Source organism: Aquitalea sp. USM4, from assembly GCF_004328945.1.
Lineage (GTDB): Bacteria > Pseudomonadota > Gammaproteobacteria > Burkholderiales > Chromobacteriaceae > Aquitalea > Aquitalea pelogenes.
The window spans coordinates 4,218,609-4,238,373 of sequence record NZ_CP029539.1; the positions used below are offsets into that span (position 1 = coordinate 4,218,609).

Annotated in this window: 19 protein-coding genes and 1 other RNA gene; 8 read left to right on the plus strand and 12 right to left on the minus strand. The window is 56.9% G+C overall.

Annotation, left to right across the window (positions count from 1 at the left end; genetic code table 11):
- Nucleotides 1-828: 828 nt before the first annotated feature.
- The 4 genes from yegQ to DKK66_RS19390 all read right to left on the minus strand — a co-directional run bounded on the left by yegQ (nt 829) and on the right by DKK66_RS19390 (nt 3,877).
- Nucleotides 829-2,175: a tRNA 5-hydroxyuridine modification protein YegQ gene (gene yegQ, locus DKK66_RS19375; RefSeq protein ID WP_131360679.1), complete on the minus strand. Its 1,347-nt coding sequence runs from the start codon at nt 2,173-2,175 to the stop codon at nt 829-831.
- Entirely contained in the window at nt 2,169-2,609 is a 441-nt protein-coding gene (locus tag DKK66_RS19380; protein ID WP_045848654.1) for a hypothetical protein, read from the minus strand. Before DKK66_RS19380 ends, yegQ begins: the two co-directional genes overlap by 7 nt.
- A gap of 165 nt (nt 2,610-2,774) precedes the next feature.
- On the minus strand, nt 2,775-2,987 hold the full coding sequence (locus DKK66_RS19385; protein ID WP_045848653.1) for a hypothetical protein: 213 nt from the start codon (nt 2,985-2,987) through the stop codon (nt 2,775-2,777).
- A 62-nt stretch (nt 2,988-3,049) separates the two neighbouring features.
- A complete protein-coding gene (locus DKK66_RS19390; protein ID WP_197077289.1) occupies nt 3,050-3,877 on the minus strand; it encodes a ferritin-like domain-containing protein in 828 nt (275 codons plus the stop codon).
- Nucleotides 3,878-4,056: 179 nt separating this feature from the next.
- On the opposite strand from DKK66_RS19390, the gene fliW reads away from it, so the two are divergent.
- Both fliW and DKK66_RS19400 read left to right on the plus strand, forming a co-directional pair.
- Nucleotides 4,057-4,500 (plus strand): flagellar assembly protein FliW, encoded by a 444-nt coding sequence (gene fliW, locus DKK66_RS19395; RefSeq protein WP_131360681.1) that lies wholly within the window; start codon nt 4,057-4,059, stop codon nt 4,498-4,500.
- 39 nt (nt 4,501-4,539) lie between these two features.
- On the plus strand, nt 4,540-5,127 hold the full coding sequence (locus tag DKK66_RS19400) for a DNA-3-methyladenine glycosylase I (RefSeq protein ID WP_131360683.1): 588 nt from the start codon (nt 4,540-4,542) through the stop codon (nt 5,125-5,127).
- Here the strand turns inward: DKK66_RS19400 and DKK66_RS19405 are convergent.
- The 3 genes from DKK66_RS19405 to argE form a co-directional block, all read right to left on the minus strand.
- On the minus strand, nt 5,118-5,375 hold the full coding sequence (locus DKK66_RS19405) for a hypothetical protein (protein WP_062790574.1): 258 nt from the start codon (nt 5,373-5,375) through the stop codon (nt 5,118-5,120). The two genes, DKK66_RS19400 and DKK66_RS19405, sit on opposite strands and share 10 nt — an antisense overlap.
- Nucleotides 5,376-5,567: 192 nt before the next feature.
- Nucleotides 5,568-6,956, minus strand: a complete 1,389-nt coding sequence (locus DKK66_RS19410) for a sodium-dependent transporter (protein ID WP_045848649.1) — start codon at nt 6,954-6,956, stop codon at nt 5,568-5,570.
- 123 nt (nt 6,957-7,079) lie between these two features.
- On the minus strand, nt 7,080-8,261 hold the full coding sequence (argE, locus tag DKK66_RS19415; protein ID WP_131360685.1) for an acetylornithine deacetylase: 1,182 nt from the start codon (nt 8,259-8,261) through the stop codon (nt 7,080-7,082).
- A gap of 168 nt (nt 8,262-8,429) precedes the next feature.
- On the opposite strand from argE, the gene ffs reads away from it, so the two are divergent.
- Both ffs and DKK66_RS19425 read left to right on the plus strand, forming a co-directional pair.
- An RNA gene (gene ffs / locus DKK66_RS19420) (signal recognition particle sRNA small type) lies at nt 8,430-8,528 on the plus strand.
- 273 nt (nt 8,529-8,801) lie between these two features.
- Nucleotides 8,802-9,125: a DNA-binding transcriptional regulator gene (locus DKK66_RS19425; RefSeq protein ID WP_131360687.1), complete on the plus strand. Its 324-nt coding sequence runs from the start codon at nt 8,802-8,804 to the stop codon at nt 9,123-9,125.
- 107 nt (nt 9,126-9,232) lie between these two features.
- On the opposite strand, the gene DKK66_RS19430 is transcribed toward DKK66_RS19425, so the two are convergent.
- Nucleotides 9,233-9,682, minus strand: coding sequence for a universal stress protein (locus DKK66_RS19430; protein ID WP_045848646.1), 450 nt, complete (start codon nt 9,680-9,682; stop codon nt 9,233-9,235).
- 119 nt (nt 9,683-9,801) lie between these two features.
- Here DKK66_RS19430 and DKK66_RS19435 point away from each other — a divergent pair, with 119 nt between their 5' ends.
- From DKK66_RS19435 to xerC, 4 genes are all read left to right on the plus strand, one after another.
- Complete coding sequence (locus DKK66_RS19435) at nt 9,802-10,227, plus strand: thioesterase family protein (RefSeq protein ID WP_131360689.1); 426 nt, start codon at nt 9,802-9,804, stop codon at nt 10,225-10,227.
- A 17-nt stretch (nt 10,228-10,244) separates the two neighbouring features.
- Nucleotides 10,245-10,658, plus strand: coding sequence for a TerB family tellurite resistance protein (locus tag DKK66_RS19440; protein WP_197077286.1), 414 nt, complete (start codon nt 10,245-10,247; stop codon nt 10,656-10,658).
- A 112-nt stretch (nt 10,659-10,770) separates the two neighbouring features.
- Nucleotides 10,771-11,622 carry a MoxR family ATPase gene (locus tag DKK66_RS19445; RefSeq protein WP_131360691.1) on the plus strand — a complete coding sequence of 284 codons (852 nt, stop codon included), beginning with the start codon at nt 10,771-10,773 and terminating at the stop codon, nt 11,620-11,622.
- Nucleotides 11,623-11,629: 7 nt separating this feature from the next.
- The gene (gene xerC, locus DKK66_RS19450; RefSeq protein WP_131360693.1) at nt 11,630-12,502 is read left to right on the plus strand and encodes a tyrosine recombinase XerC; all 873 of its coding nucleotides are present in this window, start codon (nt 11,630-11,632) and stop codon (nt 12,500-12,502) included.
- An 87-nt stretch (nt 12,503-12,589) separates the two neighbouring features.
- Here xerC and DKK66_RS19455 read toward each other — a convergent pair whose 3' ends face one another.
- The 4 genes from DKK66_RS19455 to DKK66_RS19470 form a co-directional block, all read right to left on the minus strand.
- Nucleotides 12,590-14,047: an aminoacyl-histidine dipeptidase gene (locus DKK66_RS19455; protein ID WP_131360695.1), complete on the minus strand. Its 1,458-nt coding sequence runs from the start codon at nt 14,045-14,047 to the stop codon at nt 12,590-12,592.
- A 233-nt stretch (nt 14,048-14,280) separates the two neighbouring features.
- Nucleotides 14,281-15,075: a TenA family transcriptional regulator gene (locus DKK66_RS19460; RefSeq protein WP_045848640.1), complete on the minus strand. Its 795-nt coding sequence runs from the start codon at nt 15,073-15,075 to the stop codon at nt 14,281-14,283.
- 30 nt (nt 15,076-15,105) lie between these two features.
- Complete coding sequence (locus DKK66_RS19465; protein WP_052694339.1) at nt 15,106-17,541, minus strand: bifunctional diguanylate cyclase/phosphodiesterase; 2,436 nt, start codon at nt 17,539-17,541, stop codon at nt 15,106-15,108.
- Nucleotides 17,542-17,935: 394 nt separating this feature from the next.
- Nucleotides 17,936-19,732 (minus strand): ABC transporter ATP-binding protein/permease, encoded by a 1,797-nt coding sequence (locus DKK66_RS19470; protein WP_131360697.1) that lies wholly within the window; start codon nt 19,730-19,732, stop codon nt 17,936-17,938.
- Between the last annotated feature and the right edge of the window lie 33 nt (nt 19,733-19,765).

Consider the following 19,765-nt stretch of genomic DNA (forward strand, 5'->3'; position numbering starts at 1 on the left):
CTGATGCACTGCACCTCATGAGACCAGTCGGGGATTCTCCCTCCTATCCGGTCACGCCAAACCCGGGGCGAATGTGACACGCCTATTCACCAAGCAATAAGTGTGCACGACATTTATAACCCCATCCTATCCATTCTGGCTATTTCCAATCCAGAACGGCAGGTAACTGTCAGGCAAGAGACGAAGGACAAGGCAAACGGGTTGCCAGTCTTTTCACATTATTGTTATCGCAGGAAAGCCGTGAAACGCTGCCGGCACCAGGCCGACTGCACTTCGACAGGTTCAGGCTAACGCTCGAACCAGCCTCCTCCGTTGTAGATATCACCTCGGTTATGTTTAATAAAATCCACAAATTGTGTTGAGGTGTTACAGCTTTTTAACCACAAAGACATTCAGCCGCAACATGATTTTTTTTTGCAGCGCAAGAAAACGGCAGGCGGCAGGGGCTTGACATCTGCACAGCACGCACACGTCGACACATCTGATCATTTATCGGGCATATCCAGCGCCACAGCGCCAAATTGACTTAACATATGATCAAAAACCACGCCCCGCTTGGTGATTCAAGGGTTTAGCCACCACCTGCGCGGGCCACGCCCTGCAGCAGGGCCGGCAACGGCATACAGTACCCCTGATCGGATTAACGCGCCGATTCAGCCAGCGGTAGACAAAAAAAGTTTTTTCTTGCTTCACCTCAGAATGAGGCAGTTTTGCCACAGATCAAATCTGGCCATGCCTTGCTGTGCGTACCGACGAAATAAAAGCGGTTTGCCCCTTCAGGCAAGCCGCTTACGTTTTAGCACTGTTTGCACAGTGGCATGCATTTGATCAGATCAGGCGTGCCAGCAGCGCTTTCTCCATGCCAGCCATATCCGGAATACGCACCTGCATGCCGTTACCGGCAGCCAGATCGACCGCCACACCGTTACGGGTCATCTGGGTCAGCTGCACGATGCGGTTACCACGCGGATGGATCACCTCGATGCGATCCCCCACCGCAAAGCGGTTCTTCACCTCGACCAGCGCCCAGCCATCGGCATCCACTTGCAGCACATCGCCCACATACTGGCTTTGCTTGGCCTTGGAATGGCCGTCCAGGTAATTCTGGTAATCCTGGGTCTGGTGACGTTCCAGGAAGCCCGGGGTGTAGCCACGATTGGCCAGGCCTTCCAGCTCGGCCAGCAGGCTGTAGTCAAACGGGCGGCCGGCCACGGCGTCATCGATGGCACGGCGATACACCTGCGCGGTGCGGGCCACGTAGTACAGGCTCTTGGTACGCCCTTCAATCTTCAGCGAATCCACACCGATCTTCACCAGCTTCTCCACCTGCTCCACCGCACGCAGGTCCTTGGAGTTCATGATGTAGGTGCCATGCTCGTCTTCGATGATAGGCATCAGCTCGCCCGGACGGCTGCCCTCTTCGATCAGGTAGGTCTTGTCGGCCAGCGGATGGCGTTCGGCACCACCACAGGCGGCAAAGCTCTGGTTGGCTTCTTCCAGTGCCTTGTTGAAGTCCAGCTTGATGGTTTGCACATCCCCCGCGTCATCGCCCTGGGTGTCGTGCATCTTGTAATCCCAGCGGCAGGCATTGGTACAGGTGCCTTGGTTCGGGTCGCGGTGATTGAAATAACCGGACAACAGGCAACGGCCGGAGTAGGCAATGCACAAGGCACCGTGTACAAACACTTCCAGCTCGATATCCGGGCATTCCTGACGGATTTCGGCAATCTCGTCCAGGCTCAGCTCGCGCGACAGGATGATGCGCGACACACCCAGCTTCTGCCAGAACTTCACCCCCATGTAGTTGACGGTATTGGCCTGCACCGACAGGTGGATTGGCACTTCCGGCCAGCGCTCGCGCACCATCATGATCAGGCCGGGGTCAGCCATGATCAGCGCATCCGGCTTCATGGCAATCACCGGCTCCATGTCGGCCATGTAGGTCTTGATCTTGCTGTTGTGCGGCAACAGGTTGCTGGCCACAAAGAACAGCTTGCCGCGCGCATGCGCTTCATCAATACCGGTTTTCAGTTCTTCAAGCTTGAAGTCGTTATTGCGCGCACGCAGCGAATAGCGCGGCTGACCGGCATAGACCGCATCCGCGCCAAAATCGTAGGCTGCGCGCATCTTGTCCAGCGTGCCGGCGGGCAGCAGCAATTCCGGGGCTTTTAACATAGGGCTTCGCTTTCTTGTTGGGACAGGCAGGCAATCGGCAAGGGCATGCGATCCGGCGGCACAAACGCGCGCCGCGATACATCCTGATTCAACCTGTCATCCGAGTAATATTGGAACAACACCGCCTTGGCGTCGTGCAATACATCATCACACTGCGCCAGAAAAACCGGCCATTCCTGCACCATGGCCGGCATCTGCTGGGCACGGTGATACAGGATGGACAACAAGGACATGGTGAGGGTGTGATGGTATTTTTCTGCCGCGCCCTGCGCCATGGCATAGCGCGACAGCGCACGCGCACAGCGCACGGCTGCCTCCGGCGCCGGATACTGGCGACGGTAAGCCCAGGCAGCATACAAATGCGCCTGGTGGGTAAATTCGGATGCAGGCAGCGTGCTGGATTCCAACTGACGCAAAAACGCCTGATAGTCCATGATCCGGGGTCTCCGAAAACTGTAAAAACAAAAAGGCCCCGCCGTATCAGGGGCCTTTTTTCTATGTTGCGGCGCGATTATGCGCCGCCGGACGCGGCATCGTCAAGCTTGGCATCAGCATGGAGCAAATCCATTAAGCCCATGTTTTCAATGCCATTTTCTGCTTCATGGTTTTTTGGCCAGCATCGCCAGCAGTAGAAGCTGCACCAGCAGTGACCACACCATCAGTACGCCCCAGCACACAGTCAGTACCGGCTCCTGGGCAAAGCTCAGACTGCTCATCATTGCGGCGCTCAGCACAAAGGCCAAGGTAGCTGCCAGCAGGCACAGCACCGCCTGTTTGCGCCGCATGCGGATACGGCGAATGACATTCCACATTATCAGTCTCCTTCATCATCGTTTTCATCAGCGGGGCAAGGCCTCCGCTACATGCACCAGCGTCAGTTGGCGCTGATGCCTGGCTGTTCTGGTTTGGCCTGCTGCAACCATTGCAGCTCGGCCTCGCTAAATCCGGCGCAACGCCGGGCATCCATATTGTAGCTGCCACGATGGGCGGTCAGGTCATACTCGTCCAGCAAGGCGCAAAACGCGGTCATCGGCTCCAGGCCACGCGCGCGGCACAGCCAGTGAAACCAATGATTCCCCACCTGAACATGGCCGATTTCATCTTCAAGAATGATGTCGAGAATCGCCACGCTGGCATGGTCGCCAATATTGGCCAGTTTGCGCTTCAGCTCGGGGCTGGCATCCAGCCCCCGCGCTTCCAGCACGCGCGGCACCAGCGCCATGCGGACCAGCACATCGTGATCGGTACGATGGCAGATTTCCCACAAGCCGTTATGCGCCGGGAAATCACCATAGTCATGGCCCAGTTGCTGCAAACGCTGTTGCAGCAGGCGAAAATGTTTGGCTTCCTCCGCCGCAATGCGCAGCCAGTCGGTGACGTAGGCGTCCGGCATGTCGCGAAAGCGCCAGGCGGCATCCAGCGCCAGATTGACGGCATTGAATTCGATATGGGCAATGGCATGCAGCATGGCCGGCTGGCCCAGCGGGGAGCCGGTCCTGCGTCGTGGCACCTTGGTGGCATGCACCAGCTCCGGCCTTGCCGGATGACCAGCCAGCGGCAGGCGTGACAAGGGCGCGTCCAGCCGCTGCAAGTGGCCCGCCTGCCAGGCAGCGTGGATATGGTCGGTAGCGGCCAGTTTGGCTGCGACATCGTTACAGCACAAGGCCGCTTCAATCTGTGGATACAGGGATTCAGGCTTCATCATGGTGCTGCATTCTAACGGTTTGCACTGCATTCGTGCGCTGATGCACCCTGGCGCACCATCGCACACACGGAATTTCATGGTCTGTCTCATCCTGCAAGCGCCATCCACCCTACAAGAACATCGTCGGCACCATGGGCTTGATGCATAATGCTGTCATCTGCCACAGGGAGAACAACATGCTGTTCAATTCCAGCCAACTCGGCACCGTAGAAGTGGATGAAAGCACCATCATCAATTTTGACCAGGGTATTCCGGCTTTGGAAAACTGCACCCAGTTCAAGCTGTTCCATAATGCCGACAGCGCCAATCCGTCGGTATTCTGGATGCAGTCGCTGGACGATGCCGGCATCACCCTGAGCGTGACCCACCCGACTCAACTGGGCGTTCGCTACGAGGTGGAACTGAATGACGAGGAAGTTTCCCGCCTGGAACTGAGCAAGCCGGAAGATGCCGTGATCCTGGTATTGCTGTATCAGGAACAGTCCGAAACCGAATCCCACCCGGCACTGGGCGAACTGAAGGCAAACATCCGCAATCCGCTTATCCTCAACCTGTCCAGCCGCAAAGGCCTGCAGAAAACCGGCCTGTCCTGCGACATCCTGATGCACAACCTCGGCTAAACCCGGCCCGGCACCAGCCGGGCTGCCCCGGAGCCTTTCATGACTGTCTCTACAGTACCGCGCTGCCCCTGGTGCGGGGATGATCCTTTATATATTGCCTATCACGATGAGGAATGGGGCCGTCCGCAACACGACGACACCAGGCTGTTTGAAATGCTGATTCTCGAAGGTGCCCAGGCAGGCTTGTCCTGGATCACCATCCTGCGCAAGCGCGAAGGCTATCGCCGGGCCTTCCATGGTTTCGACCCGCAGCGGGTGGCGCAGATGACCGAAGAGGATGTCGAAAGGCTGATGCAGGACAGCGGGATTGTCCGCAATCGCCTGAAGATACGCAGTGCCATTCGCAATGCGGCGGTGTTCCTGCAATTGCAGCAAGAGCACGGCAGTTTCGACCGCTGGCTGTGGAGCCACACCCAGGGGCAGAGCGTGCTCAACCACTGGCCGACATTGCAAGATTGCCCGGCCAGCACGGCATTATCCGACCAGATCAGCAAGTCACTGAAAAAAGCCGGAATGAATTTTGTCGGCAGTACCGTGATTTATGCTTACTTGCAGGCAACCGGGGTAGTGAATGACCACTTGCTGGCTTGCCACTGCCACCCGGCCTATGGCAAGAGTCAGGCCTGAGCCGGGCTGAACACCACGGTGCGGAACATGCCGTCGGTGGAATGAAAGGGGTGAGCCTGCACCGGCTCATCCTCCTGACAAAATGCCATCATGCGCCAGCCGTGAATCAGCTCACGCACTTCCTCTTCCGACCACGGCCCTTCCATACGGTCCGGCACCAGTGCCGACAACTCCTGACACAGCGCACGCAGGCGGCCCGGAACCTCAAGCTGCTGCAGCGTAAAAACCAACTTCCGCTGATGACTCATACTTCACCTCTCACCCCTGTGGGTGTGCAGTAAGCCATCATCATTTCATGTCTTATTATTAAAATCCAGTTAAATCACCATTCGTAATTTGATTTAATAATACGCAAAACCATTTGATAGCTTTCCATGAAAACAAAAAGGGCCATCCAATCCGGATGACCCTTCTGTTCAAGCAACCACGCTACCGGGAACTCAGAACAGCTTCAGCCCCTTGAGCATCACCACCAGAATCAGCAGCGGCGAAACAAAGCGCACCACCACCAGCAGTACCCGCACCAGCGCCTCGTTGTGCAACTGGCCTTCATTGGACAAGGCCGCCTTCAAACGGTCAAAACCCCATACCCAGCCGACAAACAGGCAAAGGAAGATACCACCCAGCGGCATCAGGATATTGGATGTGACAAAGTCGAACAGGTCGAACATGGTCATGCCAAACAGCTTGAAGTCAGCCATGGTGCTGTTGGACAAGGCACAGCTTGCGCCAAACAGTGCCAGCACCAGCAGGTTCAGCACCGTTGCCTTGGGACGGCTGATGCCAAAACGCTCGCTCAACACTGATACCGGCACTTCCAGGATGGACAACATGGCACCCGTCGAGGCGATGGCAGCCAATATAAAGAAGGCCACCATGAACAGCTGGCCCATCGGCATGCTAGCAAACACGGCAGGAATGGTGATGAACAGCAGCGACGGCCCGGCTTCCGGCTTGAAGCCAAAGGCAAACACTGCCGGGAAAATGGCAATACCAGCCAGCATGGACACAAACAGGTCGGCACACATCACGCGCAAGGTGGTGGCAGGAATATTCTGATCGTCACGGAAATAGCTGCCATAGGTCATCATGGTACCCATGCCGATGGACAACTTGAAAAATGCCAGGCCAACCGCAGTCAACACCACTGCTGCAGTAATCTTGGAGAAATCCGGGGCAAACAGGAAACTGATGCCCTGCATGGCACCAGGCAGCATCAGGCTGCGCACACCAATCACCAGCAGCAGCAAGAACAGGATGGGCATCAGCTTCTTGGTGACAGCCTCAATCCCCTTGGCCACCCCCATCAGCAAGATACCGCCAATCAGCGCCAGCACCAGCCATTGCCACAGCAGCGACTGCACCGGGTCGGCAATCAGGCTGCCAAAAGCCGCCGAGGTGACTTTCGGATCGCTGGACAGAATGCCACCGCCAATCGCCTTGAACACATAGGCAAACACCCAGGCCGCCACTTCGGAATAAAAGGCCATGATCAGGAAGGCCGACAACACGCCAAAGGCACTGATCAGCCACCACGGCTGGCCGGCAGGTGCCAGTTTTTTCAGTGCCGTGACTGCATCGGACTTGGCACGGCGCCCCAGCATGATTTCGGAAATCATCACCGGCAAACCCACCAGCAAGGTGGCACACACATAAACGATCAGAAAACCGGCACCGCCATTGGTCCCGGTCAGATAGGGAAATTTCCAGATATTACCCAGCCCGACCGCCGAGCCGAGCGTGGCGGCCAGTACGCCAAAACTGGAGGTAAATCCGTCACGTGCCTTGCTGGCACCTGCGGACGCCGAGGATCTGCTGTCCTGTTTCATTTGGTCTCTCATCACGACAAAATTCAAACCCGTTCAAGCGATAACCTGAACGGATTACACGAGTTCCGGGGTCACCGGAGCGGCGATTCTGAAGTGATTTTCCAGACCATGCAAAATTATTTGTCAGTCACCACCCTGCACGCGACACAACTCGGCAGTGAGCCGTGCCAGCCAATCAAAACAGGCAGCCAGTTGACTCTCCTCAATAAATTCATCCGGGCGATGTGCCTGCTCGATCGAACCTGGTCCCAGCACGACACAAGGGATGCCGGCCGCATGGAAAACACCAGCTTCCGTGGTATACGCCACACCGTCACCACCCTGACAAGCGCACAGCTTTTCCACATAGTGCAGCACTTCACTTTGCGGTGTAGCCTCGAATGCCGGGCAATATACGCGCGGCTCAATGGAGATTTCCGCTTCCGGGGCCACCTGGCGCATTTCGAGCAACAGATTGTCAGCATAGTCACGCACCGAATCGACAAAGCGCTGCGGATCATCCCCTGGCAGCCAGCGGCACTCGAAGGTGAATTCGCAATCCTTGGGCACGATGTTGTTGGCCGTACCGCCGGAAATGGTGCCGGTTTGCAAGGTGGTAAACGGCACATCATACAATGGCTGGTGATGACCAAACGACGCCTCGGTGTCGGCCAGACGACGGACATGGGTAATCAGCCTGGCGGCATATTCAATGGCATTCACCCCTTGCGGTGTGAGCGAGGAATGCGCAGCCCGCCCCTGTACATGGCAGTGGTAATGGGCAATGCCCTTGTGCGCCACCACGGGACGCATTGAAGTCGGCTCGCCAATGATGCAACCGGCCAGCGGCACCTGCTCCTGTAACAAGGCATCAATCAGGCGTGGCACGCCCAAGCAGCCCACTTCCTCGTCATAAGACAAGGCAATACCGATGCCCTGCTGCAGGCTTCCCTCTGCTGCAAGCCTCACCCACTCCGGCACATGCGCCAGTACGCAGGCAATGAAACCCTTCATATCGCACGCACCACGCCCATACCAACGCCCGTCTCCCTTGTCGGTAAGGGTGAACGGCGGTGAAGTCCACGCCTGCCCGTCCACCGGCACCACATCGGTATGACCGGACAGCAACAGAACCGGCAGGTCTGCCGCACCTATCCGGGCAAACAGGTTGGCCTTGCTGCCATCATCATTCAAGGTCAGCTGGCTGCTCAGGCCGTAAGCCTGCAGATACTGCTCCACCCAACGGATCAGTGCGAGATTGGAATGACGGCTGGTGGTGTCAAAGCCCACCAGTGTTTGCAGCAGGGAAAGATAGGAGGAAGACATGAGGCAGTCCTGTAACAAGGCAAAACATAGGCGGAGTCTGCCCCCAGAGCGGCTACTCAGGCAATATGCCTGCCAATAAAAAGGCTGCCTGCCCCCCAGCCGGATAGCCTTTTTCTACAGCACTCTTGGCAAGCATGCCGAAACCCGCTATTATTCGCACTCTTCTGCGGCGGGTCTCCTCGCATTGTACGGTAGCAAACCTGGTCAGGTCCGGAAGGAAGCAGCCATAGTTACTTAGTGCAAGTGCCGAGGGTCAGGCTCGCCACCCTCCCCTCTTTGGTTCTACCATCATCTATATACATGTTTACGACATGTAACTACCATTTTCGTGCCAGGTGGATGACATTCCGTTGTATTTCTAGATAAGAATACGCTAACATATCATTCATGCGCATGTAATCCATGACGGAACTTTATGATTTTTTTCAAATCACATTATTCCTTATGGATTTTCTTTGCTATTTTTAGGACATAGGGCAGTGTCCTAAGCCAAAACAATAATTCAATACAATACTGTTAGCCTTTTAAGAGGAACAACCCATGAAACTCTTTGAAAAAATCACCAATCCGCGTGAAATCCGCCGCAAGCTGGGCCTGAACCAGCAAGAGTTCTGGAGTCGCATCGGCGTAACACAGTCCGGCGGCTCCCGTTACGAAAGCGGCCGCAACATGCCCAAACCGGTTCGCGAACTGCTACGTCTGGTTCATGTCGAGCAGATCGAACTGTCCAAGGTACGTCGCGAAGACTTCGAAATTGTCGAGTATCTGAAAGAAACCCACCCTGACCTGTACAAGAGCCTGCGCAAGGCCGTACGTGCCAAGATGGAAGCGCAGGAAGACAGCAGCGAAGCAACCGCTGGCTGATATTCCCGCCACCCAAAAAAAGCAGCCGTCAAACCATCTGGTTCAACGGCTGCTTTTTTCATGAGCAAACCGCTATGCAGTGGCACATAGCGGTCTGGCAAACATGCTCATTCACCGGCATTACGTACCAGCAGGACCGGCACATCTGCCTGCTTGAGCAAGCCTTCGGCAACACTACCCATCAGGATATGCATCAAGCCGCTCCAGCCATGGGTACCCATCACCACCAGATCAGCACCCCAGGTATTGGCATCATCAATCAGCACTGATGCAATCTTGTCACCCCAGCTCTCCAGGATCTTGACTTCAGGAGTCAGCCCGGCAGCCACTGCCTGTGCCTGTGCCTGTCCCAGCACTTGCTCACCGGCCTGCTTGATGGACTTTTGCAGCTCGGCAGCATCCAGGAACTCCGTACCGCCCCAGCCAAACTGCGCCAGATCAACCACATGCACCAGACGAAGGGTGCTACCCATGCTCTTGGCAAGTCGGCATGCTTCAGCCAATGCCAGGTTGGACGTATCACTATCATCCACCGGCACGAAAATGCGTTGGTACATAAGCCTCTCCTTGTGTGTGTTGGCAGCCATGCATTCAGTCTAGCAAACCACCCCGGCTTGCTGTTGATACAGATTAAGACAGTCGATTAGACTGAATGTCATTTTATTCAGGTGAAATCATGGCACGCATCAAGATTGCCCTTCCCGAGCAGTTCATCTTCCAGACCAGCGTGGATGTGCGCATCGGCGACATCAACTACGGTGGCCATATGGCCAATGATGCCATTTTGCGCCTGGCGCACGAGGTGCGACTGCGCTGGTTGAAAAGCATGGGCTACAGCGAGCTGGATGTCGAGGGCGTTGGCATCATCATGGCCGATGCAGCCGTCATGTACCGTGCCGAAGCATTTCACGGCGACCAACTGGTGTTCAATCTCGGCACCGCCGATCTCAACAAGTACGGGCTGGACATCGTCTATCAGGCGACAGATGGCAACAATGGCAAAGAAGTGGCAAGATTGAAGACAGGCATCGTATTCTTCGATTACCAGACTCGTCAGGTCGCAGCCATGCCCGCAGCCTTTGCGGCAAGGCTTCATCAATAACAACAAGGAATCTCGTGATGCGTCCATACCCGATTAACAGCCCCGAGGCCATTGCCCGTTTGCTGGCCATGTTCATGATTTCCGATGGCAACATGGACCCGCGCGAGCTGGACCTGCTGGAAAAAGTCAACGTCTACGACCTGATCGGCCTGTCGCGCAAGCAATTTGCCCAGGTTCTGACAGACTACTGTGACGACATTTCCGACGAAGCGGAGCAGGACGGCACCATTCACCTGCTGGATACCGACCGGATCGAAACCATGCTGGCCGAGGTGACCAATCCGGCCAAACGCATCCTGACCTGTGTGCTGGCCATGGATATCAGCAAATCGGACGGCACCATCAGCGACCCGGAAATTGTCTTGCTGCGCCACATGATGAAAGAATGGAACATCAGCCTGGACGACCTGGAACGCCAATTCGTGCGCTGAACCCTGAGGCGGCAACCGGGTACGAGGCCCGGCATCCGTGCTAAAGCATTGCGCAAGCCGCCCGGCCCGTCCTGGCGGCTTTGTCATTGATAACAACAAGGCGCTAACCCATATGCAAACCCGCTTTACCGGCAGCGATCAATACGTTGCCACCGACGACCTGATGATGGCGGTCAATGCTGCCATCACGCTGCAACGCCCTTTGCTGGTTAAAGGCGAGCCGGGTACTGGCAAGACCATGTTGGCCGAAGAAATTGCCGCCAGCCTGGGCCGGCAGCTGATTGTCTGGCCGATCAAATCCAGTACCAAAGCCCAGCACGGGCTATACGAATACGATGCGGTATCCCGCCTGCGTGACTCCCAGCTGGGCGATGCCAAGGTTCATGACATCAGTAATTACATCATCAAGGGGCAGCTATGGCAGGCCTTCGAGGCGGATACGGCACCGGTGTTGCTGATTGATGAAATTGACAAGGCGGACATCGAATTCCCCAACGACTTGCTGCGCGAACTGGACCAGATGGAGTTTTTTGTGCACGAGACGCAGCAATTTGTTCGTGCCCGTCAGCGGCCCATCATCATCATTACTTCCAATAACGAGAAGGAACTGCCAGACGCTTTCCTGCGCCGCTGCTTCTTCCATTACATCCGTTTTCCCGATCCGGCCACCATGCAGACCATCGTGGACGTGCACTACCCCGGCCTGCAACAGCAGCTGGTCAGCCAGGCACTGGAAGTCTTTTTTGCCATCCGTGAAATGCCCGGCCTGAAGAAAAAGCCCACCACTTCCGAACTGCTGGACTGGCTGAAGCTGCTGGGCAGTGAAGGCATAGACAGCACACAACTGGCCGCCCAGCACCAGTCGGCCAGCCCGCCACCATTGGCAGGTGCCCTGTTTAAGAACGAGCAGGACCTGTCCTTGTTCGAGCGCCTGAGCAATATGGCACGCCTGCGCCGTGGCTGAGTCTGACATGCTGGCTGCATTCCGTGACAGCTTGCGGCTGCAAGGCAAGAGCCCGCACACGCTGGATGCCTATGTGCGCGACTTGCAAGGCCTGCAACTTCTACTGGGCAACCGCGACATCCTGCAGGCGCAGGCCGATGACATCCGCAAGGCCATGGCCACCCTGCACGCACGCGGCCTGGGTAGTCGCAGCCTGGCACGCAAGCTGTCATCGTGGCGGCAGTTCTACGACTGGCTGCAACAAAAACAGACCATCGGGATCAATCCTTGCCTGGGCCTGCGCGCGCCCAAGCAGGACAAGCCCCTGCCCAAGGCGATGCCAGTGGATGGTACTGCCGCCTTGCTGGAACACATTCCGCATGATGAAACCCTCAGCCTGCGCGACCGTGCCCTGTTCGAGCTGATGTACTCCTCCGGCTTGCGCCTGTCCGAAGCGGTAGGGCTGGACCTGTCCGACATGGACCTGCAGGAACAGCTGCTACGCGTGCGCGGCAAGGGCAACAAGACACGCTTGCTGCCGATAGGTCGTACGGCACTGGATTACCTGCAGCAATGGCTGGCCGAACGGCAAGCCGAAGCGGGCTGCAATGCCGTGTTTGTCGGCCGGCACGGCCGCCGTCTCAGTGCGCGGCAAGTGCAAAAACGCCTGGCGGAATGGTCGATCCGTACCGGCATGGACCGCCATGTACACCCCCACATGCTGCGTCACTCATTTGCCAGCCATCTGCTGCAATCCTCGGGCGATTTGCGGGCAGTGCAGGAATTGCTGGGCCATGCCAACCTGTCGACAACCCAGATCTACACCGCGCTGGACTTTCAGCATCTGGCCAAGGTGTACGATGCCGCTCATCCACGGGCCAGGAAAAAGGATACTGAATAGAAAAACCCGGCAAAGCCGGGTTTTTCCAATGCAGAGCCTGTCAGTGCGGCAGGTGACTTGATCGCCGCAGCGCGCTCACCTACTGCTTTAACTGTGTGCAGGCACGGCAGCCAGTACCGCCTTGAGCAATTGCCAGGCCTTGCCGACCGACTCCACTTCCACCCGCTCACCCGGTGCATGTGCACCGCGAATGGTCGGACCGAATGACACCATGTCCATCTCCGGATACTTGGCTCCGATAATGCCGCACTCCAGACCGGCATGAATCACCTGCACGCCGGATTCGCCACCGAATTCTTGCTGATAAACCTGCTGGAACAAGGCCAGCAACGGGGACTGCGGGTTTGGTGCCCAGCCCGGATAGCCACCTTCCATTTCCACGGCAAAGCCAGCCAGCCCAAACAGGCTTTCCACTTCACGCGCCAGCATCCAGGTGCCGGAATCCAGCAAGGAGCGCACCATCAGGTTGGCAAATACCTTGCCCTGCTCCACCCGTACCACACCGAGATTGTTCGAGGTTTCCACCACGCCGCTGACACGCTGACTCATGCGCTTCACGCCATGCGGCGCGGCATGCAAGGCGGCCATAATAGCGGCCTGGTCAGCAGATTCCAGTACGCTGTCCGCATGCGAGGCTTCAGACAGCACGCTCACATCCTCGTCTACCCCCGCCAGTTCAAAGCGCAGCAGAGACTGGAAAGCATCCAGCCTGGCGGCGATGCGGGCAGCATCCTGCTCCGGATAGGCAACCGTTGCCGTCGCTTCACGGGCCAGTGCATTACGGGCGGTGCCGCCACTGAAGGAGGCCAGTTGCAGGTCGGTTTCGGCTTCCAGTTCGCGCAGCAAGCGCACCAGCAGCTTGATGGCATTGCCGCGGCCCAGATGAATGTCGGCACCCGAGTGGCCACCTTTCAGGCCCTTGATGTGCAGCTGGACAACCTGATAACCGGCAGCCAGTGGACGACTGGCATACTCACGCGTGACATTGACATCAACACCGCCGGCGCAGCCCATATAGAACTCGCCCCATTCTTCGGTATCGATATTGATCATCATGCTGCCCTGCAGCAAGCCTGGCTCCAGCCCCAGCGCCCCGCCCATGCCCGCTTCTTCATCCAGCGTCATCAGCACTTCGACCGGGCCATGCACCAGATCGTCACTGGCCAGCACAGCCAGCCCCATGGCCACGCCAATGCCGTTATCGGCACCCAGAGTGGTGTTTTCTGCCACCAGCCAGCCATCTTTCAGCACCGGGCGGATCGGGTCTTTGAAAAAGTCGTGCTCGGTACCGGCATTGGCCTGGCACACCATGTCCAGATGGCCTTGCAGTACCACGCCCACACGGTTTTCCATGCCGGGCGTGGCAGGCTTGCGCACGATCAGGTTACCGGCAGCATCCACAACACTGGTCAGACCACGCAATTCGGCCCAACCTTTCAGGTAATCACGCAACGCTTGCTCATGCTTGGATGGACGGGGAATTTCGCACAAGGTCTGGAAATGTTCCCATACTTCCGGCGGCTGCAGCTTGGCAATGTCGACCACAATGTTTCCTTATGACTATGCAAGGTGATGGGCATATTTTCATGGCATCACCCATGGATCAGGGCATGGTCTGTCACGGGCAGACCACTTTTGTACACAATCGACTTTATCATGCACAGGCGCGCTGGTCATGTGGCAGTGCGCAACAATCTACAGCGGCAGCCCGTCGCTTAAAGCAATACAGCGCGACTTGCGATACCACTTGCAAGCCGCGCTGCGACAAAGAAAACCGGTCAGGCCAGGCAGACAGAGGGCATTGGCGTGGTCGCGCGATCCACCTTGGCATTGCGCATGTAGTGATCCAGCAGCAAGCGCATGAACTGGTGGCTCTTGCAGATGGCATTTTGCAATGCGGTGACCGTGTGCTTGTCCGGATGCAGGCCAACCAGCGCCACGATGATCTCCAGCGCTTCCCACGGGTGGGCATCGTCATACTTGGCATGCAGCTTAAGCCACTTCATGGCCTTGGCACGCACCGATTCATCAAACAGCTGGGCATAGCGGTCTTCCGAGCATACGCGGGCGGACCACTCGCCGGTGGCACCTTCAATGGCATAGTTGGTGGCTGCCATGGCAACCGCCAGCGATTCCCGGTCACACACCTGCCAGCACCACTGGCTCAGGCTCAAGGTTTCCAGTGCCTGATGACCGCTGAGCATGGCCGGAATATCCACGCCGGATGCGGTGGCCCAGTTATACCAGTGGTCTGCATGGTTCTGTTCCACACGGATATTGCGGATCAGATAGCGCCGCGCCATGTCCTGACCCGGATGCTGACCGTAACGGATTTTCAGCAGATTCATCGCCATGTACTGCGGAAACTGCTCGATCACCGGCCAGCCACCGGACAGGAATGCCTTGTGGGTGGCATGGTCCAGCCTGGCCTCTTTCATGCAGGTAAACAGCTCGTGGTCCACCACCAGGCTTTTGTAGCGGTCGCAGTGGTAAACCATTTCCTGTGTCCACTCCGGATAGCTGGTGACATCCATCAAGGGACCCGTCCGGACAAATTGATGCTGGTCTAGCATGTTTTCACTCTTCCTCAAAATGTGCCTGCCTCACTCCTGCCCCGGCAAGCGATAAGCCGTCACTGCCGGCTTGCCAAAAGGCGGGGAGATGAAAGGCGCTGGCTCGCCAATGTAGTAGCCCTGGGCATAGTCCACACCGATTTCTTGCAATGCCTGCATGATTTCGGGGGCGCTGACAAACTCTGCAATGGTTTTCTTGCCTGTCACATGCCCGATGCGATTGATCATTTCCACCATTGCACGGTCTACCGAGTCCTCCACCATGTCCTTGACAAAGCTGCCGTCAATTTTCAGGTAATCCACTTGCAGATGCTTAAGATAGGCAAAGGAAGACATCCCGGCGCCAAAATCATCCAGCGAGAAATGACAGCCCATCTGGCGCAATTCGCTGATGAAGCGGGTGGCTTGCTGCAAATTGGAAATTGCACTGGTTTCGGTAACTTCAAAGCAGACCATCGCCGGGGGAATGGCATAGCTGATGAATTGGCGCCGGATGAAATCCAGGAAGTTGTCATCACACAAGGTGGCGCCGGACAGGTTGATGGCGCACACTGCGATGGAATGATCGCCATGGGCATGCATGTGCCACAGGGTCTCGAAGGTTTGGCGTACCACGATGCGGTCGATATCCGGCATCAAGCCAAAACGTTCGGCTGCCGGGATGAAAGCACCGGGCAGAATGATGGCGTTGGCCTCGTCCCGCAAACGCAGCAAGACTTCGATATGACGCCCGGTCTTTTTGCCATCCGGTCGCAGCGGGACGATTTCCTGGAAGTAAAGACTGAACCGCTCCTCTTCCATCGCGGTCCGCAAACGCTGCACCCAGGCCATTTCTACCGAGCGTACTGCCAGTTCGGTATCTTTCGAACTGTAAAGCTGAATCCGGTTTCGGCCCTTTTCCTTGGCCATGTAACAGGCGATATCCGCTGCCTGCAGGCTTTCAGCCAGGGTGGCGCCGGGCTCGCCCAGAAACACCATGCCGATACTGGCACTGATGGAAAACGGGATACCCTCCCAGTGGAACCCGGCCTGCTGCACCGCCCTGCGCAGGCGATCAGCCTTGTCCAGCGCCACGTCGATCCGGCAATCTTCCAGCAGCACACCAAACTCGTCACCACCAAGCCTTGCCAGTACATCCGACAGGCCTAGCTGCTCTTGCAGCACACGGCATACCTGACGCAGCAATTCGTCTCCTGCAGCGTGTCCGTTGGTATCGTTGACCAACTTGAACTGGTCCAGATCCACAAACAGCAGGGCATGGGAGGTATCCGTCACCATCAGACGGCTGAGAGCCCGTGTAACGCGTTGCTCGAACTCGCGCCGGTTATACAGTCCGGTCAGGGCATCATGCGCTGCCTGCCAGCTCAGATGATTGATGTACTGCTGCTCGATGGACTTGTCATGCAACACCAGCACCAGGCCGTCTATCTCGCCACGCGAATCATGAATCGGCGCAGCTACCAGGGAAATCATGTGGCTGCTGCCATCCACCCCTTGCAGGCGCAGGCTGGGATAGGTCTGCTTGTTGGCACACTGTGCGCGCAACTGGCTGCTGCCCAACTGATCCAGATTGCTGCCCGACAGGTCAATCATGGAAAATACATCTTCGAAATAGCGGCCCAGTACCTGCTCACCGCCACCAATCATGTGCAATGCCACCGCATTCAGGTAACGCAGCTTGCCGGACAGATCAATGGTAATCACCGCATCGCCAATGGAATTGAGCGTGGTCTCTGCCCTTTCCTTCTCAGCATTCAGTTCGGCTTCAAAACGGGCGGACTGACGCAGCAGCACCTGCACTTGCCGCACAGTAAGCAGCAACAGTACCAGGCCGACCAGCACATTCACCCACCACAGCAGGGCCGTGGCAAAGCGTGAGCCTTCTCCCAGCACTTCCGAAAACGCGCGTGCCGGGGCCTTGAGTTCTTCGTTGATTTCAACAATGCGGCGGCTCAAGGCCATCAGCTCGTCGTCGCTGATATAGCCATGGTTGAAACCGTCGTGCAGCCGCTCGGCAATGCTGGAGATTTCGATGACATAGCTATCGCCGATTTCCCAGTAATGAATGGCCTGGCTCAGATAACTGACATGGCGGAACCAGCGAAAAGCGGTAATGACATTATCAATGTCACCGGGATGATTGCCCCCTTGCAGCAAGCCAGCCCGTGCGGCGTCCAGATCCGGTACCGAGCGGTCCAGTGCCAGACGTGCCTGCCGGTCACCAAGCTGGATGGAGATGGCGCTTTTATAAGCATTAAAGTCCTGCTCGGAACGGCTGCCCGCATAACGGCTGAGATAGTAAATGGCGTCTTTCTGGGCTTTGGACCACAAGCCCTCCCCACCCACATAGGCACGGATGGTGGACAGCACATTCAGGCTGATGATGCTTAGCAATAGCAATGCGCCAACAATCGCCACAAAAGGCGAGACCACCCGGATCAGGCTGCGGTTGCCGTTTGCTTTCATGGCTGACATTCCCTCTCGATGACAGTGGGCTGTGATTATGTTGGCATGCGTCGGCCACCAGTTGCCCGCTGGAATAGCCCAATGGAAAATGCGGCGGCAAGCGGCATCCAGCAAGGCTGGAGAGACTAATCGCACAGCAGGACCGATACTTGCACCACGACCGTGCAAGCAAGCAGCACTCTATTGAATGACAGGACACATCTATTAGTGTTATTTAAATGTGTATCAAGCACTCTGTCAATGCCGCACGCTTTGCTGATAGCATATTTTATCTGAGCCAAGCATGCACATGCGCAAAGACTGATGACTATCTGAGAGATGATGCGGACTGGAGGAATGAAAGAGCCCGGCAGACACAGGCCAACCGGGAAACCAAAAAACGGCAGAAGAGGCCTTATGTCGTGACCGCCGCTTCCTCGCCTTGTTCTTGTTGCAAGCGCCACATCTCGGCATAGCGTCCGTTTTGCTCCAGCAACTCGCGATGCGTGCCCCGCTCCAGCACCATGCCGTCATCCAGCACAATGATCTGATCGGCATCGACAATGGTGGAGAGCCGATGGGCAATGATCAGCGTGGTACGGTTGGCAGAAATGACGGCCAGTTCATGCTGGATGGCCTTTTCGGTACGCGAATCCAGCGCGCTGGTGGCTTCATCAAAAATGAGAATGGCCGGATTCTTCAGAATGGTACGCGCAATGGCCACCCGCTGCTTTTCACCACCGGACAGTTTCAGGCCGCGCTCCCCCACCTGGGTGTCATAGCCATCGGGCAAGCTCATCACAAAGTCGTGAATATGTGCAGAACGAGCCGCCTCGATGACTTCATCCCGGCTGGCTCCCGGTCGCCCATAAGCGATGTTGTAATAAATGCTGTCATTGAACAGCACCGTGTCCTGCGGCACGATGCCGATATGTGCGCGCAGGCTATCCTGGGTAAAGCTGCGCAGATCCTGCCCATTGATGGTGATGCGCCCCGCAGTCACATCATAAAAACGGAACAGCAGCCGGGCCAGCGTGGACTTGCCCGCCCCGCTCGATCCGACCACCGCCAGCGAACTGCCTGCCGGCATGGCAAAATCCAGCCCGTGCAATATGCTGCGCTTGGCATCATAGCCAAAGTCCACCTGTTCGAAGCGGATGCTGGCATCACGGCAGGCCAGCACCTTGGCCTCAGGCGCATCGTCCACTTCCTGATGGGTGGACAACAGGCCGAACATGCGCTCGATGTCAGCCAGCGAATGCTTGATTTCACGGTAGATGAAGCCGAGGAAGTTCAGCGGGGTGTACAACTGGGTGATAAAGGTGGCCACCAGCACCACGTCACCCACTGTCATCTGATGCTGCACCACGCTGCGCGCTGCCAACACCATGATCAGGGTGACGCCGCTGGCAATGATGATGCCCTGCCCTGCATTCAGCATGGACAGGGAAACCTGGTTCTTGATGGCAGAAGCTTCCCATGCAGCCAGGTTACGGTCGTAACGCTCGGCTTCATAAGCTTCGTTATTGAAATACTTTACCGTCTCGTAATTGATGAGGGCATCAATGGCCTTGGCATTGGCGCGCGAATCCAGATCATTCATGCTGCGACGGAATACCGTGCGCCATTCGGTCACCACCAGAGTAAAGACGATATAAATGACGATGGTGCCCAGTGTCACTGCGGCAAATTCCCAGGCATAGCGATGGAACAGGATGAAAGACACCATGCCGATTTCCAGCAAAGTGGGCAGGATGTTGAACACCATGAAATTGAGCAGAAAGCCGATGCCCTTGGTGCCACGTTCGATATCACGGCTCATGCCGCCAGTCTGACGTTCCAGATGAAAGCGCAAGGACAGCCGGAACAGGTGCTGGAACACACCGCGTGCCACACTGCGCACCGCACCCTGGATTACACGGGCAAAGATGGCATCGCGCATTTCTCCCAGCACGCTGGAAGTCAGCCGCGCCAGGCCATAACCCAGCAGCGCCATCACCGGCACTGCCAGCAGGCTTGCCGGGACAGATAACTGGTCGACAATATCCTTCAGGTACAGCGGCACCGTCACTGCCGCCACCTTGGCCAGGATCATGCAAGCCAGCGCCAGCAGCACCCGCCCCTTGAACGCCCACAAATAGGGCAGCAAGGTCTTCAAGGTTTGCAGGTCGTTACGATTCTCGGGCGCCGGGCCACTATGGGTAAAACGCATGAATACATCCTGTCAGGATGACTGGCAGACGCC

Excerpts from the sequence above, each read along its gene's own strand:
- yegQ (WP_131360679.1), bottom strand. The coding sequence starts at position 2,175 with ATGTTAAAAGCCCCGGAATTGCTGCTGCCCGCCGGCACGCTGGACAAG.
- DKK66_RS19380 (WP_045848654.1), bottom strand. The coding sequence starts at position 2,609 with ATGGACTATCAGGCGTTTTTGCGTCAGTTGGAATCCAGCACGCTGCCT.
- DKK66_RS19385 (WP_045848653.1), bottom strand. The coding sequence starts at position 2,987 with ATGTGGAATGTCATTCGCCGTATCCGCATGCGGCGCAAACAGGCGGTG.
- DKK66_RS19390 (WP_197077289.1), bottom strand. The coding sequence starts at position 3,877 with ATGAAGCCTGAATCCCTGTATCCACAGATTGAAGCGGCCTTGTGCTGT.
- fliW (WP_131360681.1), top strand. The coding sequence starts at position 4,057 with ATGCTGTTCAATTCCAGCCAACTCGGCACCGTAGAAGTGGATGAAAGC.
- DKK66_RS19400 (WP_131360683.1), top strand. The coding sequence starts at position 4,540 with ATGACTGTCTCTACAGTACCGCGCTGCCCCTGGTGCGGGGATGATCCT.
- DKK66_RS19405 (WP_062790574.1), bottom strand. The coding sequence starts at position 5,375 with ATGAGTCATCAGCGGAAGTTGGTTTTTACGCTGCAGCAGCTTGAGGTT.
- DKK66_RS19410 (WP_045848649.1), bottom strand. The coding sequence starts at position 6,956 with ATGAAACAGGACAGCAGATCCTCGGCGTCCGCAGGTGCCAGCAAGGCA.
- argE (WP_131360685.1), bottom strand. The coding sequence starts at position 8,261 with ATGTCTTCCTCCTATCTTTCCCTGCTGCAAACACTGGTGGGCTTTGAC.
- DKK66_RS19425 (WP_131360687.1), top strand. The coding sequence starts at position 8,802 with ATGAAACTCTTTGAAAAAATCACCAATCCGCGTGAAATCCGCCGCAAG.
- DKK66_RS19430 (WP_045848646.1), bottom strand. The coding sequence starts at position 9,682 with ATGTACCAACGCATTTTCGTGCCGGTGGATGATAGTGATACGTCCAAC.
- DKK66_RS19435 (WP_131360689.1), top strand. The coding sequence starts at position 9,802 with ATGGCACGCATCAAGATTGCCCTTCCCGAGCAGTTCATCTTCCAGACC.
- DKK66_RS19440 (WP_197077286.1), top strand. The coding sequence starts at position 10,245 with ATGCGTCCATACCCGATTAACAGCCCCGAGGCCATTGCCCGTTTGCTG.
- DKK66_RS19445 (WP_131360691.1), top strand. The coding sequence starts at position 10,771 with ATGCAAACCCGCTTTACCGGCAGCGATCAATACGTTGCCACCGACGAC.
- xerC (WP_131360693.1), top strand. The coding sequence starts at position 11,630 with ATGCTGGCTGCATTCCGTGACAGCTTGCGGCTGCAAGGCAAGAGCCCG.
- DKK66_RS19460 (WP_045848640.1), bottom strand. The coding sequence starts at position 15,075 with ATGCTAGACCAGCATCAATTTGTCCGGACGGGTCCCTTGATGGATGTC.
- DKK66_RS19465 (WP_052694339.1), bottom strand. The coding sequence starts at position 17,541 with ATGAAAGCAAACGGCAACCGCAGCCTGATCCGGGTGGTCTCGCCTTTT.
- DKK66_RS19470 (WP_131360697.1), bottom strand. The coding sequence starts at position 19,732 with ATGCGTTTTACCCATAGTGGCCCGGCGCCCGAGAATCGTAACGACCTG.